Origin of the sequence: Planctomonas psychrotolerans (assembly GCF_008642235.1) — a bacterium.
GTDB classification, from domain to species: Bacteria; Actinomycetota; Actinomycetes; order Actinomycetales; family Microbacteriaceae; genus Planctomonas; species Planctomonas psychrotolerans.
The window spans coordinates 1,692,400-1,707,988 of record NZ_SJEV01000001.1; the positions used below are offsets into that span (position 1 = coordinate 1,692,400).

The 15,589-nt window shown below is 68.4% G+C and carries 15 protein-coding genes; 11 read left to right on the forward strand and 4 right to left on the reverse strand.

Annotated elements, in window-relative coordinates; translation table 11 throughout:
* Positions 1–139 precede the first annotated feature (139 nt).
* From EY822_RS07660 to EY822_RS07680, 5 genes are all read left to right on the forward strand, one after another.
* Positions 140–1,066 carry a sugar-binding transcriptional regulator gene (locus EY822_RS07660; RefSeq protein WP_227497122.1) on the forward strand — a complete coding sequence of 309 codons (927 nt, stop codon included), beginning with the start codon at positions 140–142 and terminating at the stop codon, positions 1,064–1,066.
* Positions 1,067–1,135: 69 nt separating this feature from the next.
* Positions 1,136–2,341 carry an AI-2E family transporter gene (locus EY822_RS07665; RefSeq protein ID WP_150307727.1) on the forward strand — a complete coding sequence of 402 codons (1,206 nt, stop codon included), beginning with the start codon at positions 1,136–1,138 and terminating at the stop codon, positions 2,339–2,341.
* Between the two features lie 68 nt (positions 2,342–2,409).
* Positions 2,410–3,282 carry an NAD(P)-dependent oxidoreductase gene (locus EY822_RS07670; protein ID WP_150307728.1) on the forward strand — a complete coding sequence of 291 codons (873 nt, stop codon included), beginning with the start codon at positions 2,410–2,412 and terminating at the stop codon, positions 3,280–3,282.
* A gap of 110 nt (positions 3,283–3,392) precedes the next feature.
* Positions 3,393–4,217: a sugar phosphate isomerase/epimerase family protein gene (locus EY822_RS07675; RefSeq protein WP_150308825.1), complete on the forward strand. Its 825-nt coding sequence runs from the start codon at positions 3,393–3,395 to the stop codon at positions 4,215–4,217.
* 47 nt (positions 4,218–4,264) lie between these two features.
* Complete coding sequence (locus tag EY822_RS07680) at positions 4,265–5,038, forward strand: SDR family NAD(P)-dependent oxidoreductase (RefSeq protein WP_150307729.1); 774 nt, start codon at positions 4,265–4,267, stop codon at positions 5,036–5,038.
* Between the two features lie 296 nt (positions 5,039–5,334).
* Here the strand turns inward: EY822_RS07680 and EY822_RS07685 are convergent, their stop codons facing one another.
* Positions 5,335–6,027 carry a GntR family transcriptional regulator gene (locus EY822_RS07685; RefSeq protein WP_150307730.1) on the reverse strand — a complete coding sequence of 231 codons (693 nt, stop codon included), beginning with the start codon at positions 6,025–6,027 and terminating at the stop codon, positions 5,335–5,337.
* Between the two features lie 279 nt (positions 6,028–6,306).
* On the opposite strand from EY822_RS07685, the gene EY822_RS07690 reads away from it, so the two are divergent.
* From EY822_RS07690 to EY822_RS07700, 3 genes are read left to right on the forward strand one after another with little or no spacing between them, the layout of a single operon-like run.
* A complete protein-coding gene (locus tag EY822_RS07690; RefSeq protein ID WP_150307731.1) occupies positions 6,307–6,795 on the forward strand; it encodes a TRAP transporter small permease in 489 nt (162 codons plus the stop codon).
* Between the two features lie 2 nt (positions 6,796–6,797).
* Positions 6,798–8,117 carry a TRAP transporter large permease gene (locus EY822_RS07695; RefSeq protein ID WP_150307732.1) on the forward strand — a complete coding sequence of 440 codons (1,320 nt, stop codon included), beginning with the start codon at positions 6,798–6,800 and terminating at the stop codon, positions 8,115–8,117.
* Between the two features lie 46 nt (positions 8,118–8,163).
* A complete protein-coding gene (locus tag EY822_RS07700; protein WP_150307733.1) occupies positions 8,164–9,174 on the forward strand; it encodes a TRAP transporter substrate-binding protein in 1,011 nt (336 codons plus the stop codon).
* A 71-nt stretch (positions 9,175–9,245) separates the two neighbouring features.
* On the opposite strand, the gene EY822_RS07705 is transcribed toward EY822_RS07700, so the two are convergent.
* On the reverse strand, positions 9,246–10,220 hold the full coding sequence (locus tag EY822_RS07705) for a DMT family transporter (RefSeq protein ID WP_150307734.1): 975 nt from the start codon (positions 10,218–10,220) through the stop codon (positions 9,246–9,248).
* Here EY822_RS07705 and EY822_RS07710 point away from each other — a divergent pair.
* From EY822_RS07710 to EY822_RS07720, 3 genes are all read left to right on the forward strand, one after another.
* Positions 10,219–11,628 (forward strand): aminotransferase-like domain-containing protein, encoded by a 1,410-nt coding sequence (locus tag EY822_RS07710; protein WP_150307735.1) that lies wholly within the window; start codon positions 10,219–10,221, stop codon positions 11,626–11,628. The two genes, EY822_RS07705 and EY822_RS07710, sit on opposite strands and share 2 nt — an antisense overlap.
* 174 nt (positions 11,629–11,802) lie before the next feature.
* Complete coding sequence (locus EY822_RS07715) at positions 11,803–12,546, forward strand: GolD/DthD family dehydrogenase (RefSeq protein WP_150307736.1); 744 nt, start codon at positions 11,803–11,805, stop codon at positions 12,544–12,546.
* Between the two features lie 86 nt (positions 12,547–12,632).
* Positions 12,633–13,388, forward strand: coding sequence for a GGDEF domain-containing protein (locus EY822_RS07720; RefSeq protein WP_150307737.1), 756 nt, complete (start codon positions 12,633–12,635; stop codon positions 13,386–13,388).
* Between the two features lie 71 nt (positions 13,389–13,459).
* Here the strand turns inward: EY822_RS07720 and EY822_RS07725 are convergent, their stop codons facing one another.
* Positions 13,460–14,716 (reverse strand): four-carbon acid sugar kinase family protein, encoded by a 1,257-nt coding sequence (locus EY822_RS07725; RefSeq protein ID WP_150307738.1) that lies wholly within the window; start codon positions 14,714–14,716, stop codon positions 13,460–13,462.
* 88 nt (positions 14,717–14,804) lie between these two features.
* Positions 14,805–15,572, reverse strand: a complete 768-nt coding sequence (locus EY822_RS07730; RefSeq protein ID WP_150307739.1) for a FadR/GntR family transcriptional regulator — start codon at positions 15,570–15,572, stop codon at positions 14,805–14,807.
* Positions 15,573–15,589 lie beyond the last annotated feature (17 nt).

Sequence of the window (15,589 nt, forward strand, 5' to 3'; positions counted from 1 at the left end):
ACACAGCCAACCCACCCCCTCCTGATAGCGGCGGGGGCGGACCCCCGCAGCGCGGCCCCCCCGGCCGTTCCGGTAAACGGGATGGGATACTCTGGCGCGCATGACCGGCCCCTCACCGCTCCCGAAGCGGCCAGATAGCGTGAGGTTTCCGCTCGAGCTGGTCTATCAGGCCGCCCGCATGTACTACGTCGACGACGCCACCCAGGTGGAGATCGCATCCGATCTCAACGTGTCGCGGCCCACCGTCAGTCGCCTCGTCGCCGAGGCCCGTCGTCTCGGGCTCGTGCGCATCGAGGTCGTCGACCCGTTCCTCGACGAGACGCAGGGACTGGCCGAGGCCCTGCGAAACGCCCTCGGCCTGCGATCGGTGCATCTCACGGCCGTGAGCAATGCGGCCGCCCCAGGCCGCGACCTCGCCGCTCCCGTTGCCGCGGCGATACAGGAGATGGACCTCCACGCCGGCGACGCGCTCCTCATGTCGCTGGGCCGCACGGTGCACGACCTCGCTCACTCCGGCCTGCTGCCGCCGTTGCCCGGTGTGGTGATCGTGCCCGCGGTGGGTGGTCAGACCGAGCCCCAGTCGTGGTTCCAGACCAACGAGATCACCCGCATGGCGGCGGAGGCGACCGGAGCGCGGTCGAGCTTCCTCTTCGCGCAGACGCTGCCGAGTCCCGCGCTGCGAGCGAGCCTCGAGGACGACCCGGCGTTCCGCGAGGTGATGGCCCTGTGGCAGCGCGCCAAAGGCGCCCTGCTCGGCATCGGGGCCCCCACGGCCACCCGGCAGGTGCTGTCGTCCGCGCTTCCCGACGAGGAGGGCCTCTTCGACGCCGCCGCCGGCGATGTGTGCCTCAACTTCTTCCGCGGAGACGGGTCTCCGCTCGAGTTCCCGGGGAGCGATCGCATGGTCCGGGCGTCACGCGAAACCCTTGCGGCGGTGCCGTGGGCGGTGGGTGTCGCGGTAGGGATCGACAAGGTGCCGAGCATCGTCGGAGCCGTGCGCGCCCGGCTGGTCAATGCGCTGGTGACCGATGTCGTCACGGCGAGGGCGCTGCTGGCCGCCCTGTAGCGGGTGCGGAGCCGGTCCGTCTTCACCCCTTCTTCCCCTTCTCACTCACTTCCTATCCCGAGGACGACCATGAACAGCGCGCATACGACCACCGCACCGGGTACGGGCGCGGAGGGAAACGAGGGAGAAAGCGGTACTCGATCCGCGCGGGAACTGGTGAGCCGGGTGCGCGGGGGAGCGGTGCTGGCCGTCCTGACGCCCGCGACGGCGATTCTCGGGCGGATCCTCATCGTCGCGATCGCCGTGGTCGGGCTGGTCTATCTCCTCTCGCTGTTGTGGGTCGTCGTCTTCCCGCTGATCCTCGCCCTGCTGCTGTCCTCCATCCTCTGGCCGCTCAACCGCGGTCTGCGAAGCGGCCTGCCGAAGGCGGCAGCCGCGGGCATCACGGTTCTGGGGTTCCTGGCCGTCGCGATCACGATCGGATGGGCCGCTGCCGCCCTGTCCGTCGACGGGGTGCGCGAACTCTCCGTCAAGGCTGTCAACAACGTGCGCAACCTCGGCGAGTTCGCGGAATCACTGCCCTTCGCCGTTCCCGACGTCGACGAGTTCATCACCTCGGCGCTCGGCTGGCTGCGGGCGAACGTCGGCGCGATCCTGTCGCAGGTGGTCTCCGGAGTGGGCACGATCGGCTCCGTGGTCGTAACCATCCTGCTCGCGCTGGTTCTCACCTTCTTCTGCCTCAAGGACGGTGAGCGGTTCCCCGGATGGCTGCTCCGCTGGACGACCGGCACGGTGTTCGTGCACGTCGCAGAAGTCTCGTCCCGGAGCTGGCGGACCCTGTCCTCGTATGTCCTGTCGCAGGCGGCGGTGGCGCTCGTCGACGCGGTGCTCATCGGTACCGGCCTGTGGATCCTCGGGATTCCGCTCGCCCTGCCCCTGGCCGTGCTGATCTTCTTCGCGGGATTCCTTCCCGTGGTCGGCGCCGTGGCCACGGGCTTCCTCGCCACACTGGTCGCCCTGCTGTCGGACGGATGGGTGAAGGCGCTCATCGTCCTCGGCATCGTGCTGCTCGTGCAGCAGCTCGAGAGCAACGTGCTGCAACCGATTCTGGTCGGCAAATCGCTGAACCTCCATCCGGCCGTCGTGCTCACGGGGGTGACGGCCGGAGGAACCATCTTCGGCATCGTCGGGGCGTTCCTCGCCACGCCCGTGATCGCGGTGGTGATGGTCGTGTGCCAGTATGCGCGGGAGCAGATGCTGGAGCGTGTCACCGGGGCCAACACCGATGAGGAGGAGACGCTTCCGAGCGCCGGAACCGAGACGCGCACCGCCTGAACGACGATTCATCGGGCATCGGGGGTGCCGGTGCCATCCCCCTTCCCTCAGAACAGGAGACACGCGACATGACCTCCCCCTCCCTCATCTCCCTCACCTTCGTCGGCGTCGGCGCCATCGGCCTGCCCATGGCCACGCTCCTCTCCCGCGCCGGACACGCCGTCACGGGCGTCGACCCGTTTCCCGCCGCGCGGGAGCGCGCCGCCGAGGCCGGATTCGACGCCGTCGCGTCATTCTCCGACGCCTCGGCATCCGACACCGTGGTGGTGATGGTGGCAACACCCGACCAGCTGTCCGCTCTCGTGACGGAGGCGCTGACCACGGATGCCGTGAGCGGCACCACCTGGATCCTCATGTCCACCGTCGGCCCCGCGGCCGTGCGCACCGAAGCCGACCGCCTGGGGAACGCGGGGGCCACCGTGATCGATGCGCCGGTGACCGGTGGGGTCGCGCGGGCGGTCACCGGCGACCTGGTGATCTTCGCCTCCGGTGCCGATGCCGACCTGGATTCCGTGCAGCCATTGCTCGAGGTACTCGGCACGGTGCGGCGGGTGGGTGCCGCCGTGGGCGACGGGCAGGCGATCAAAGTGGTGAATCAGCATCTGTGCTCCGTGCACATCGTCGCTGCGGCCGAAGCGCTTTGGCTGGCCGAGTCCCTCGGGCTCGACCGGTCGGCCGTGCTCGACCTGGTGTCGGGGGGAGCGGCCGGGTCGTGGATGCTGTCCGATCGGGGCCCGCGGATGCTGCTCGGAACGGATGCGCCGGTGACGAGCTCGGTGAACATCTTCGTCAAGGACAGCGGTCTGGTGGCCGACGCGGCGGAGTCGAGCGGCGCATCCGTGCCTCTGCTGGAGGTCGCCCGGGACCGCTTCACCTCAGCGGCCGAGCGAGGGCTCGGTCTGCGCGACGACAGCCGGGTGATCGAAACCTACGAGCGGTAGTGGCGGAGGAGCCTGGCGCCAAGTTGTCCTTGAGGTGTTGACTGTTAACAGTTAGATCCTTACTCTGGTCCTGCGGTCCTTCCCGGCCGTGGACCAAAGGATCAATGACGATGTTCTCCAACCGGCTCGGGTGCTCCTCGATCAGCTTCCGCCACCTCGACCTCGCGTCCGCGCTCTCGACCATCACGGAGCTGGGGTTCGACGAGATCGACCTCGGCGCCCTGCCCGGCGTGTGCGATCACGTTCCGTTCGTTCTGGATGCCACCGCCGTGGAGCAGGTGACGCGCACCGTGCGAGGCTCCGGGCTCCGGGTTCGCTCGGTGAACGGCGACATCGGAGACCTGAACGCCGACCTCGACGCCTCGGCCCGCAGTGCCCGGGATGCGCACCTCGACTCCCTGCTCGCTCTGGCGGAGGGAGTGGGGGCCAAGGCGCTCGTGCTGCCGTGCGGTGCCATCGATCACGAGCCGATCCGCACGCTCGACGAGGATCTCGATGTGGTCGCGGCCGAGCTGATCCGCGCTAGCGAACGGGCACGGGAGCGCGGTCTCGAGATCTGGACCGAGTCGCTGCACTTCCACCGCCTGTGCTGGAACCTCGACCGTGCCACCCTGCTCGCGGATCGCCTCGCCGGCTCCGGCGTGGGCATCGTCATGGACTTCAGTCACATCGTCGCGTCGGGTGGATCTCCAGACGACTTCGTCCGCCGCTTCGCCGACCGGATCGCCCACGTGCACCTGCGTGACGCGGTGGCCGGCAACATCAACCTCAGCATCGGGAAGGGCGCCGTCGACTTCGCCGGGGGACTGCGTGCGCTCGCCGCGGCCGGGTACTCCGGGCACTTCGCGCTGGAGCTCGAGACCCGCGACATCACTCACGAGGAGCGTCCCGCTGCCACGGCGGACGCCGCGCGCCTCATCACGTCGTACCTCTGATCCGACTCTTCCCCACTCACCCATTCACCTCTCACCGTAGGAGCACCATGACCACCAGCACTCGCACCGCCGTCATCACCGGAGCCACATCGGACCGGGGGATCGGCATGACCACCGCACGCCGCTTCGCCGCCGGTGGGTGGTCGATCGTCATCCTCGACCTCGACGGGGAGAAGTCCTCCGCGGTCGCGGCGGATATCGGTAACGAGTACGGCGTTCAGGCCTTCGGCCACCAGATCGACGTGGCCGACGAGGCCTCGGTCGCCGCAGCCCACGACGCCGTGGCCGCGGAAGTGGAAGCGGGGCGCCTGCAGCCCGTCGGAGCTTTGGCCAACATCGCCGGGATCACCTCGCCCGTTCCGTTCCTCGAGACGACCCTCGACCTGTGGAACAAGGTCATGAACGTCAACGCCACCGGCACCTACCTGGTCACCCGCGCATTCCTGCCCGGCATGCTCGCGAACAACTGGGGCCGCATCATCAACATGTCGTCGGTGTCCGCGCAGCGCGGCGGCGGAGTCTTCGGCAAGGTGCCGTACTCGGCGGCGAAGGCGGCGATCCTCGGCTTCACGAAGGCGCTCGCGCGCGAGCTGGGGGACAACGGCGTCACGGTGAACGCCGTCGCGCCCGGTGCGGTGGACACCAACATCCGCGTCGGCACGACGCCGGAGCTCGAGGCCGCCATCGCCAGCGACATCCCGCTGGGCCGCACCGCCACGACCGATGAGGTCGCTGCAGTGATCGTGTTCCTCGCCTCCGCCGACGCCGGTTACCTCACCGGCACCACGATCGACATCAATGGCGGTAGCCACCTCCACTGACCGCGCGCGGCCCGGTCGCTGAGCCTGTCGAAGCGACGTGAGGTGCGTTCCGTACGGTCGCTGAGCCTGTCGAAGCGACGCAGGGTGCGTTTCGTCCCTTCGACGAGCTCAGGGACCGTGGGGTCGCGACGCAGGGTGCGTTCCGGATACGGTCGCTGAGCCTGTCGAAGCGACGTGGGGTGCGTTCCATACGGTCGCTGAGCCTGTCGAAGCGACGTGGGGTGCGTCCTGTCCCTTCGACGGGCTCAGGGACCGTGGGGCGTGACGTGCGGTCCGCGCGACGTGCGGGGGAGTGGTCAGGCGGACTGCTGGGCGTTCATCGCGACGAGGATGCGATCGGCAGCCTCCTCCATGTGCGCGTGCAAGAAGGCACGGCCGGCATCCACGTCGCCCTGTTCCAGCAGCTCGACGATCGGCAGGTGCCTCGAGTGGGCCATGTTGGCCAGGGCGCTGTCGGGCCCGGCCGCCGTCATCGCCGCGCGAGACAGTCCGCGCACGCTGAGCCACGACGAGTACAGGGTCTCGTTGCCGCTCAACCGGCACATCGTCGCGTGGAAGTCGAGGTCCGTCTCCAGCCGGTCGCTCATCGGCGCGTCGGTGTTCTCGAACCGGCTCAGCTGCGTGCGGAGCGCCTCGACGATGGTTCCGCGATCCGAACGCGCGCAGATGGTCTCGAACGCGAGCGTTTCGAGGGCGGCGCGCACGGCGAAGATGTCCTCCACCTGATGCGCTTCCACCACTCGGACGCGTAGTCGCCCCCGTGCATCGCTCTGCACGAGACCCTCCTGCTCGAGGTGCCGAAGCGCCTCGCGCAGGGTGCCCCTGCTGACGGTGAGGGCCTCGCTCAGATCCACCTCGGCGAGGTGTGTTCCGGGAGGAAGCTGTCCCACCGAGATCGCTTCCCGAAGCCGGGCGAGAGTGAGTTCGCGGAGGGTGTGACGGTCGACTCCCCCGAGCGAACTGATTGCGCTGCGCCGTTCACTGGTCACGGATGCTCCTTTGCGTGGCTTCCCACAGCGTAGATGACGCCTGACCTTATGACAACGATCTAACTGTTGACAGTTAGACAGTGCATGTGGTTTGCTGGGCGACACAGCAGGCTAAAGTTTCGCCCGCGAGTGTACGTAAACAAAGTGGTATCGGTTACACTCGCTTGATACCACCCCGACGGGGCCCAACTCAATCGCAAAGGAGCGATCATCACAACGATCAAATGGGTCGACAAGGCGCTGACGAAGCTCGACCTCGTTCTTCAAGTGGTGGCAGTCATGCTGCTCGGTTTGGTGCTGTTCGCAGTCACCTGGCAGGTGCTCGCCCGCTACGTCATCTCGGTATCGACGCCCTGGACCGTCGAGCTGGCCTCCTACAGCTTCGTGTGGTTGTCGATGATCGGCATCGCCCTCGGGGTGCGTCGCGGTAGGCACATGCTGCTCGACGTGTGGGACTACCTGCCGTACCGCCGCTGGCTCATCATCGCCCTCGACACGATCGCGGCCGTCGTCGTGGTCGTCGTGCTCGCGCTGCTGGTGTGGTTCGGGATCGAGAGTCTCGCGCCCGCCTTCCGCCGCACCATGCCGGGCCTCGGTCTCCCGTACGCCTACGTGACCCTCGCGGTTCCGGTGGGCGCCGGCCTTGCCCTCATCTTCGCCGTCGAGGCGTGGTGGGTCGGGGTGCACCGCAAGCGCGGCGAGGAGCGGACGGAAATCGGAACGCTCTTCCAGCCGGCTGACTCAGTGATCGTCAAGGGAGAGATCTAACCGTGGGACCGCTACTTCTCGGCAACTTCGCCGTCACCATGCTGTTGCGAATCCCCATCGGATTCGCGCTCGCCGCCGCCTCGCTCCTGTCGCTCTGGCTGCTCACCGACGTTCCCCTCACCATCGGCGCTCAGCGCATCGTTGCCGGGATCACCCCGTTCTCGCTGCTCGCCATTCCGCTGTTCATCCTCGCCGGCGGCATCATGAATGCGGGCGGCATCACCCGCCGCCTGCTCGACCTGGCCGACTCGATCGTGGGTGGCATGCGCGGCGGTCTGGCGCAGACCAATGTGCTGTCCGCGCTGTTCTTCGGTGGCATCTCCGGATCGGCAGTCGCCGACATCTCGAGCCTCGGGCGCATCCTCATCCCCGCGATGAAGGCCCGTGACTACAAGGCGGCATTCTCGGCAGCCGTCACCGCCGCGTCACCGGTCGTTGCGCCGATCATGCCGCCGAGCATCACGATGATCGTGTACGGAGTGGTGAGCGGCACCTCGATCGGCGCGCTGTTCTTCGCGGGCATCATCCCGGCCATCCTGTACATCGCGCTCGTGATGATCACCGTGCACCTCACGGTGCGCCGCCAGGGATTCACCGACGAGGCCATCTCCAAGGTGGCGGACATCAAAGATGTCGGCAAGACCGCGAAAGCCGACCGTCCGAAGTTCTGGCCCTCGCTCTACGCGGGAATCCCGGCACTGATCCTGCCCGTGATCATCCTGGCCGGCATCCGCTTCGGACTCTTCACGCCCACCGAGGCGGCTGCTGTCGCGGTCGTGTACGCGTTGCTCGTCGGGTGGTTCGTGTACCGGGAACTGTCATTCAAGAAGCTCGTGCATTCCATGGCCGACTCCACGCTGATCGTCGGTCTCATCATGCTCGTTCTCGCGGCGGCTCAGCTGTACTCGTGGGCGCTCACCTCGGGTCGGGTTCCTCAGGCGGCCGCTGAGGCGATCTTCGGACTGAGCGAGAACCCGATCGTGCTGCTCCTCATGCTGAACCTCCTCCTCCTCGTGGTCGGGATGTTCATCGAGGCGAACGCCGCGCTGATCATCATCACGCCCATCCTCCTGCCGATGGCCGTCTCGATCGGCGTCGACCCGGTGCACCTCGGCGTCATCATCGTCGCCAATCTCGGTGTCGGGCTCCTGACCCCTCCGGTCGGTATCGCCCTGATGCTGTCGGCGGAGATCGCCAAGGTGCAGATGATCAGCGCGGTGAAAGCCGTCTGGCCGTTCCTCGTCACCGGCATGGTCTTCATCCTGCTCATCACGTTCATTCCGCAGATCTCACTGTGGTTGCCGTCCGTGCTCATGCCCTAAGTCCCCCACCCCCCCTGCACCACACTCACACACAAGGAAGTGCACCATGAAGAAGACAGCAATCCTCGCCGGCATCGCCATCAGCGCACTGGCCCTCACCGGCTGCAGCGGCGCTGACAGCGGTGGCACCGGATCGGCAGCGCCGAGCGGTGAAGCCGAGCCGATGACGCTCACCCTCGGACACGCGGGAAGCGAGTCTGACCCCCGTCAGACCGCGGCGATGCAGTTCAAGGAGATCGTGGAGGAGGAGTCCGACGGCAACATCACCGTCGAGGTCCACTCCGACTCCACGCTCGGTACGTGGGAGGAGATGATCGAGGGCCTCCAGCTCGGAACCACCGACATCGTGATCGAGAGCCTGCTTTCGGTCGAGGCGTACACCGACCTGTCCAGCATCGAGACCGCCCCGTTCCTCTACGAGGACGAGGACCAGTTCTTCGAGGTCTGGGACGGTGATCTCGGGGACGAGATCAAGACTGCCATCACCGAGGCGTCGGGGTACGAGATGCTCGGCAACATGTACCGCGGACCCCGCCAGCTCACCACCAAGGACCCGGTCACCACGCTCGACGACCTGCAGGGGCTCACGATCCGCACGCCGTCCGCGCCGACGATGCTCGCCACCTGGGAGGCTCTCGGTGCCCGCGCCGAGGCGTTGCCCTTCAACGAGGTGTACTCGGCTCTCGAGAGCGGCGTGCTCGACGGTCAGGAGAACCCGCTCGACGCCATCCTCTTCAACAGCATCCACGAGGTCGCCCCGCACATCGGCGAGACCAGCCACATGTACGCGAACTACCACTTCATCACGTGGAACGAGTCGCTCTCCGGCATGCCCGAGGAGTACCAGGAGATCATCCGCGACGCCGCCGAGCAGGTCGGCGAGGACTACACGGCCACGACGATCGCCGACACCGAGGAGTACCGCGGCGAGCTCGAGGCCGCTGGTGCCGAGTTCCACGAGATCGAGGATCTCGACGAGTGGGTCGAGGCCACCCAGCCGATCATCGACGGCCTGCCCGCCGACGTTCAGGCGTGGGTCGAGGAGATCCGCGGCTAGCGCCATCCCCTCGAGGTAACGCTCCTCCCCAACGCAGGACCCCGCCCGTGCACATACCGGGCGGGGTCTTGTCATGCCCGGCCGGCGATTCCCGCGGTTCTCTTCCCGTCCGCCGGAGGTGCCGCAGGCTTGGGGGCGGTGGTCGTCCGGGCCCGTACCGAGATGGCGGCACAGAGGATCACCGCGCAGCCGCCGAACAGTGTCGCGAGGGTCACCTCCTCGTGCAGCAGCAGGGCTGCCCAGAGAATGCTGAGCACGGGTTGCACCAGCTGCACCTGGCTGACCTGCGCCATCGGTCCGATCGCGAGACCGCGATACCAGGCGAAGAAGCCCAGGAACATGCTCACTCCCGCCAGGTACGCGAACGCGGCCCACTCCACACCGCTGGCACGTGGGGGCTGCCCGGCAGCGCTGATGAGCGTCAGGGCGATCATCAGCGGTGAGGCGAGGACGAGCGCCCAGGAGATGGTCTGCCACGAACCCAGTTCCCGTGCCAAGAGGCCCCCCTCGGCGTAACCGATGGCTCCGGCGACCACGGCGGCGAACAGCAGCAGATCCGCCGACGTGAGGCCGGCGAGTCCACCGCTGTGCAGCGAGGCGAAGACGACCGCGGCGGTGGCTCCAGCCGCCGCCAGAATCCAGAACGACCGCCGCGGACGCTCCTTCGCCCGTAGCACGGCCATCATCGCCGTCGCGGCGGGAAGGAGGGCGATGACCACGGCGCCGTGGCTGGCAGGAGCGGCGGAGAGCGCGAACGACGTGAGCACCGGAAATCCGAGTACCACTCCACCGGCGACGAGTGCCAGGCGAAGCCACTGCATCCCCCGGGGCCGCATGCGACCGAAGCACGCCAGTGCCATCGCCGCGAGAGCAGCCGCGATCACCGCACGACCGGATCCGACGAAGAGCGGCGACATACCACCGACCGCCACTCGGGTGAACGGCACGGTGAAGGAGAACGCGACGACGCCGAGGGCGGCCCAGGCAAGACCACGGGTCGATATCACGCTCGCGGGAATGTGGATAGCGCTACTATGTGCCGTCATGGACAACGATAGCAGCGCTCGAATCGTCGGAGCGTTACGCGACTGGATCGCCGCAGCCCCGGCCGGAGCGCGACTCCCGTCGACCCGCGCCCTCGTCGCCACCCATGCCGCCAGCCCCATCACGGTGCAGAAGGCCCTCCGCGTGCTGACCGCACAGGGTCTCATCGAGAGTCGTCCGGGGGTCGGCACGTTCGTCCGCGCGATCCGGGTCGCGCGCCCGCTCGAGTTCGGCTGGCAGACCGCGGCACTCGGGTCACCACCGAACCGCGTACCGGTCTCCGCCGCGGCGATGCGGGACGCGCCGCAGGGGGTGATGGCGCTGCACAGCGGCTACCCGAATCGAGAACTGCTGCCCGAGCGGCTCGTCCGCTCCGCACTCACCCGGGCCGCGCGGAGCGACGTGGCCGTGTCCCGACCGCCTGTCGCCGGTATCCCCGAGCTTCAAGCGTGGTTCGCCGCCGAGCTCGCCGACGCGGTGCCGGCCGGCGCAACCCCGCCCACGGCGAGCGATGTTCTCGTTCTCCCCGGCAGCCAGAGCGGTCTGAGTTCGATCTTCCGAGCCCTCGTGGGCGCGGGTCACGCGCTGGTGATGGAATCACCGACCTACTGGGGTGCCATCACCGCCGCCGAGCAGGCCGGGGTGCGGGTCATTCCCGTCCCATCCGGTGCGGCCGGTCCCGACCCGGACGACGTAGCCCGAGCCTTCGAGGAGACCGGAGCTCGCGCCTTCTACGCCCAGCCGAACTACGCCAATCCCACCGGGGCTCAGTGGTCGAGGGATACCACGGAACGCATCCTCTCCGTCGTCCGGGCGAGCGGCGCCTTCCTGATCGAAGACGACTGGGCACACGACTTCGGGATCACGTCGACCTCAGCACCGGTTGCCGGGATGGACGACGCCGGCCACGTCGTCTACATCCGTTCGCTCACGAAGAGCGTGTCACCCGCCATCCAGATCGCCGCAATCATCGCTCGCGGTCCCGCTCGTCAGCGCATCCTGGCGGATCGGGTCGCGTCCTCGATGTACGTCAGCGGGATTCTCCAGGCGGCGGCGCTCGATATCGTCACCCAGCCCGCGTGGCGTGCGCACCTCCGCGGCGTCCGCTCGCAATTGCGGTCCCGCCGGGATCTTCTCGTCGACAGCTTGTCGGAGCACGCACCGCGCGCCCACCTCACCGCCATCCCCGCGGGTGGACTGAACCTGTGGGTACGACTGCCCGATGACACCGATCTCCCGGCGCTGGTTCGCTCGTGTGCGGAGGAGAACCTTTTCGTGGGACCCGGATCCGAGTGGTTCCCCGCCGAACCGCCGGGGCCGTTCCTCCGACTCAACTACTCCGGGCCCAACCCCGGTGCGTTCCCCGAGGCCGCCCGCATCCTGGGACGGGTGCTCGACCGGAGTCTCTGACGCCGCCACCCGGACCGCGTTTCGGTGTGAGCGTGATGCGTCCCTTCGACAGGGTTAGGGACCGTGGGGGCAGGGACCCGTGTGGGGTCCGTGGGGCTCGGGGGCCAACGTGGTGGCAGACTGACCGCGGCGGCATCGGACCGCCGGGGTATCTCAGCGTCGAGGAGCACGGTCATGGAGCAGGATTTCGCGGACAGGGTCGCCATCGTCACCGGGGCGGCGAGCGGCATCGGGTACACGACGGCTCATCACCTCGCCGAGCGTGGCGCCCTCGTGGTCGGCGTCGATGTGGGCGAGCATGTCGACGCGGTGATGCAGCAGCTTCCGGGTGAGGGGTCGTTCGGCATCCGCAGGGACCTGACCGCTCCCGAAGCGGCGAGCGAGATCGTGTCCGAGGTGCTTCAGCGGTGCGGCACGCCGCACATCCTGATCAACTCGGCCGGGGTCGCCCTGCTCGACCCGGCGATCGACGTGCCGGCGTCGCGGTGGCAGGCGACGCTGGACATCAACCTCAGCGCGAGCTTCTACATGGCGCAGGCGGTGGGACGGGAGATGGTGGCGGCCGGATACGGGCGCATCATCAACCTCGCATCTCAGGCCTCCGTCATCGGTCTCGCCGATCACGCGGCGTACTGCGCGAGCAAAGCGGCCATCGTGGGACTCACCCGGGTGCTCTCTCTCGAATGGGCGAGGCACGGTGTCACGGTGAACGCCGTATCACCCACCGTGGTGGAGACGCCTCTCGGGAAGGCGGCCTGGGCGGGGGAGAAGGGCGAGAAGGCCAAAGCGGAGATCCCCGTCGGCCGCTTCGCGCAGCCGGAGGAGGTGGCAGCTGCCATCGCCTACCTCGCCTCGGACGCGGCAGCGATGGTGACCGGCAGCAACATGCTCATCGACGGGGGGCGCACCTCCGTGTGAACCGATACTTCGGCCAGCGGCGTGGTTGTGGGGGAGGAGAAGCGAGCCGGGCGGCATGAGGGTCCGCCGGCTGGCACTATAGACGGATGACGCTGGCCGAATCCCCTCCTGACGAGCCGGTTTCGACCGGCGATCTCGACTGGGGGCCTCGCGACCGCGACACCACGGCGGAGGCGCACGACATCACCTCCGCGGCGCGGGATGCCCGTGCTGCCGCCCGCGATGTTCGCGCTGACGCGCGGCAACACGTGGGTGCATTCGATGCGCAAGCGGCCGCCGATCGCGCCGCCGCGAAGCGCGATCGGGCGAGCAGCGCTACCGACCGCATGCGGGCGGCGGATGACCGCCGTGCCGCGGCAGCGGATCGGGCCCGTGCGGCGGCGGAGCGCTCATCTCTGGTGTTGGACGGGCTCACGGGAGCACATCTGCGCAAGCCCGGGTTGATGGAACTGCACCGCGAGGTCATGAGAGCGAAACGGACCGATTCCCCCTTCGTGCTCGCCTTCGTCGACGTGGACGGACTGAAGGCGGTGAACGACGAGCAGGGTCATCAGGCCGGCGACGAACTGCTGCGCCAGGTGGTCGACGCCATCCGAAGCTCCGTCCGCGACTACGACCTCATCATCCGCTACGGCGGAGACGAGTTCCTCTGCGGATTCATGGACCTCACCCTCGCGGGGGCGGGGGAGCGGTTCGCCGAGGTGACGACGAAATCGTCGCACCGCTTGATGGGGTCGTTCTCCGTGGGTCTCGCCGAGCTGTCGGCCGATGACGAACTGGACGGTCTCATCGCGCGGGCCGACCAGGCCATGTACGAGTCACGCCGGCGCTCACGAGCATGACCATGGGACGCAATAACCTCCGGCTCCACGAGCCGTCCCGGTGAACAGCGCTCGACGGGACGCGAGCGCGACTACGCCGTTTCACCCTCGATGCCGACGGCCGAGAGCACGCGCGTGAGGGTGTCCGGTCCGCCCACGTTGCCGGGTACCACCACGTAGAGGATGCGGTGACCGTCGAACGCGTCGAGCTCCCACACCGAGACACCGGGGAGCACCTGGCCGAGTACTCGGGCCGCGCGCGCTCCGATGCCGATGCGGGCGACGTCCGCCGACGTGATACCGCCCTTGGCGATCACCACCTCGACCGACGGGGTGAGCGAGTGAACCGTGCGGGTGAGGGCGTCCATGACTCTGGAGCCGTGATCGAGGGTGTTGTGGTCGCTCGAGCGGGTGCGTTCCGTCATCACCACGGCGAGCCCGCGGTCCCGCAGGGCGTCGGTGGCGGTGCGGGTCGCGTCGTCGCTCGCCCGTGCCGCGTCGGTGAGGGCGGTGGCGGTGGAGACGGTCGCCGGGTCGATCCCCAGGGCGATCACTCCCGCCATCTGCGCGGTGGCCCCGGCGGTGTGCGAGCCGCACACGAGAAGGGTGGGTCGCGGTTCGGGCACCAGCGGGAGCGGAAGCAGGCCGGTGCTCTCGACTCCGGCGAGTGCTGCGGCGAGCGGCGCCGCGCTCCGCACGACGATCGGCTTGCCTTCGGCCCGGGCCGCGCGGATGGCCGCGGCGATGCTGCGCACGTCATCATCGGTCACCACATCCGGCAGCACCACCGATCCGGCCGGCGCACCGCGAAGCAACTCGGTCATGCCGCCCGAGCGCACCGCGTCGAGGGGGACCCGCGTCGATGACCGCCCGGATTTCTCGGTGACGTAGTCCACCAGCACGCCCGTGCTGAAGCCGAACACCGGATCGTCGGCGTACTCCGTCTCGTGCGCCGGTACCGCGCGGCCGTTCACCTCGACGAGGTGCACCCCGTCCACGGTGGTGCGACCGCCGGCGGGGAAGGCGGGGCAGAACACGAGGATCGAGTCGTCCGAGGCGAACACCTCGCTCTCCGCGAAGACGTGTCCGCGCAGCGTCGAATCGCCGCGGAGCACGAACTGCACCTCTTCGCCGAGGCGACGAGCGGTTTCGAGGCCGTCATCCCGCACGCTGCGGACGAGCGCAACCGCCTCCGCTTCGGAAATGGCTCGCGAGTTGGTCTGCACGTAGACGCTCTCGGCTTCGCCGAGCGCGCGTGTCAGCAGGTCTGCGCTGGATTCGAGCAGAACGGTCACGTTCGATGCGGACTGGGTGCCGGTCGGGTCGTCGTCGAGCACGATCGTCTTCATGGGGTCCCTTCGGGGAAGCGGTTGGTCTCCGGCGTGGCGGAGGAGGTGATGGAGCAGAGAGGGAGGTGGGACGCCGACGGGGCGGAGGTCACTCGTCGACGAGTGCGCCCGTCGTGTAGAAACTGCGGATGTGGTCCTGCACGAGGGTGGATGCGCGGGGTGCATCGCCGTTGCGGATGGCTTCGAGAATGAGGCGATGCTCGTGACGCACGGTCCCGGTGGTGGCGCGCCAGTCGGGCAGCCGCGAGTACGCCTCCACCATCTGACGGTGGATCGACAGACGGAGCGAACCCATGAGGTGCGCCGTGAGAGCGTTGCCGCTCGCCTGGGCAATGCGTTCGTGGAAGCCGGCGTCGAGCCGATTGAAGTCCCCCGCCTCGATGCCGGGGTCGTCCATCGCATCCAGCATGCCGCTGAGCTCGGCCAGGTCAGCCGGCTCGGCATGCTGCGCCGCCTCGGCGCACGACCAGGTCTCGAGCGCCAGGCGGGTGTCGAGGAGATCGCGCTGGGTGAAGTGTCCGAGGGCCACCTGCAGCCGCAGCAGGTTCACGAGCCCGGCGCCGGGTCCGTCGAGCAGCACTGCCCCGCCGTCCACGCCGCCGCGCCGGATCTCGACGATGCCGAGGGATTCGAGCACGCGAAGCGATTCCCGCAGCGATGGCCGGGAGACCCCCAGCATGGTCGCGAGATCCCGCTCGCTCGGCAGGTGATCGCCGGCCTTCAGGTGTCCGGCGAGGATGCGACTCTCGATCTGCGACATGACCTGCTCGTGCGCCCTCAGGCGCTGGACCGGCTGCCAGGCGCTCGAGTCGCTCCCGGTCGTCGCGGCAGCTTCGCGCGGTTCCTCCACAACCATGCCGGATTCCCCTCGAT

Excerpts from the sequence above, each read along its gene's own strand:
- EY822_RS07710 (WP_150307735.1), top strand. The coding sequence starts at position 10,219 with ATGGACAACGATAGCAGCGCTCGAATCGTCGGAGCGTTACGCGACTGG.
- EY822_RS07730 (WP_150307739.1), bottom strand. The coding sequence starts at position 15,572 with ATGGTTGTGGAGGAACCGCGCGAAGCTGCCGCGACGACCGGGAGCGAC.
- EY822_RS07670 (WP_150307728.1), top strand. The coding sequence starts at position 2,410 with ATGACCTCCCCCTCCCTCATCTCCCTCACCTTCGTCGGCGTCGGCGCC.
- EY822_RS07725 (WP_150307738.1), bottom strand. The coding sequence starts at position 14,716 with ATGAAGACGATCGTGCTCGACGACGACCCGACCGGCACCCAGTCCGCA.
- EY822_RS07700 (WP_150307733.1), top strand. The coding sequence starts at position 8,164 with ATGAAGAAGACAGCAATCCTCGCCGGCATCGCCATCAGCGCACTGGCC.
- EY822_RS07665 (WP_150307727.1), top strand. The coding sequence starts at position 1,136 with ATGAACAGCGCGCATACGACCACCGCACCGGGTACGGGCGCGGAGGGA.
- EY822_RS07675 (WP_150308825.1), top strand. The coding sequence starts at position 3,393 with ATGTTCTCCAACCGGCTCGGGTGCTCCTCGATCAGCTTCCGCCACCTC.
- EY822_RS07705 (WP_150307734.1), bottom strand. The coding sequence starts at position 10,220 with ATGACGGCACATAGTAGCGCTATCCACATTCCCGCGAGCGTGATATCG.
- EY822_RS07680 (WP_150307729.1), top strand. The coding sequence starts at position 4,265 with ATGACCACCAGCACTCGCACCGCCGTCATCACCGGAGCCACATCGGAC.
- EY822_RS07720 (WP_150307737.1), top strand. The coding sequence starts at position 12,633 with ATGACGCTGGCCGAATCCCCTCCTGACGAGCCGGTTTCGACCGGCGAT.
- EY822_RS07715 (WP_150307736.1), top strand. The coding sequence starts at position 11,803 with ATGGAGCAGGATTTCGCGGACAGGGTCGCCATCGTCACCGGGGCGGCG.
- EY822_RS07690 (WP_150307731.1), top strand. The coding sequence starts at position 6,307 with ATGCTGCTCGGTTTGGTGCTGTTCGCAGTCACCTGGCAGGTGCTCGCC.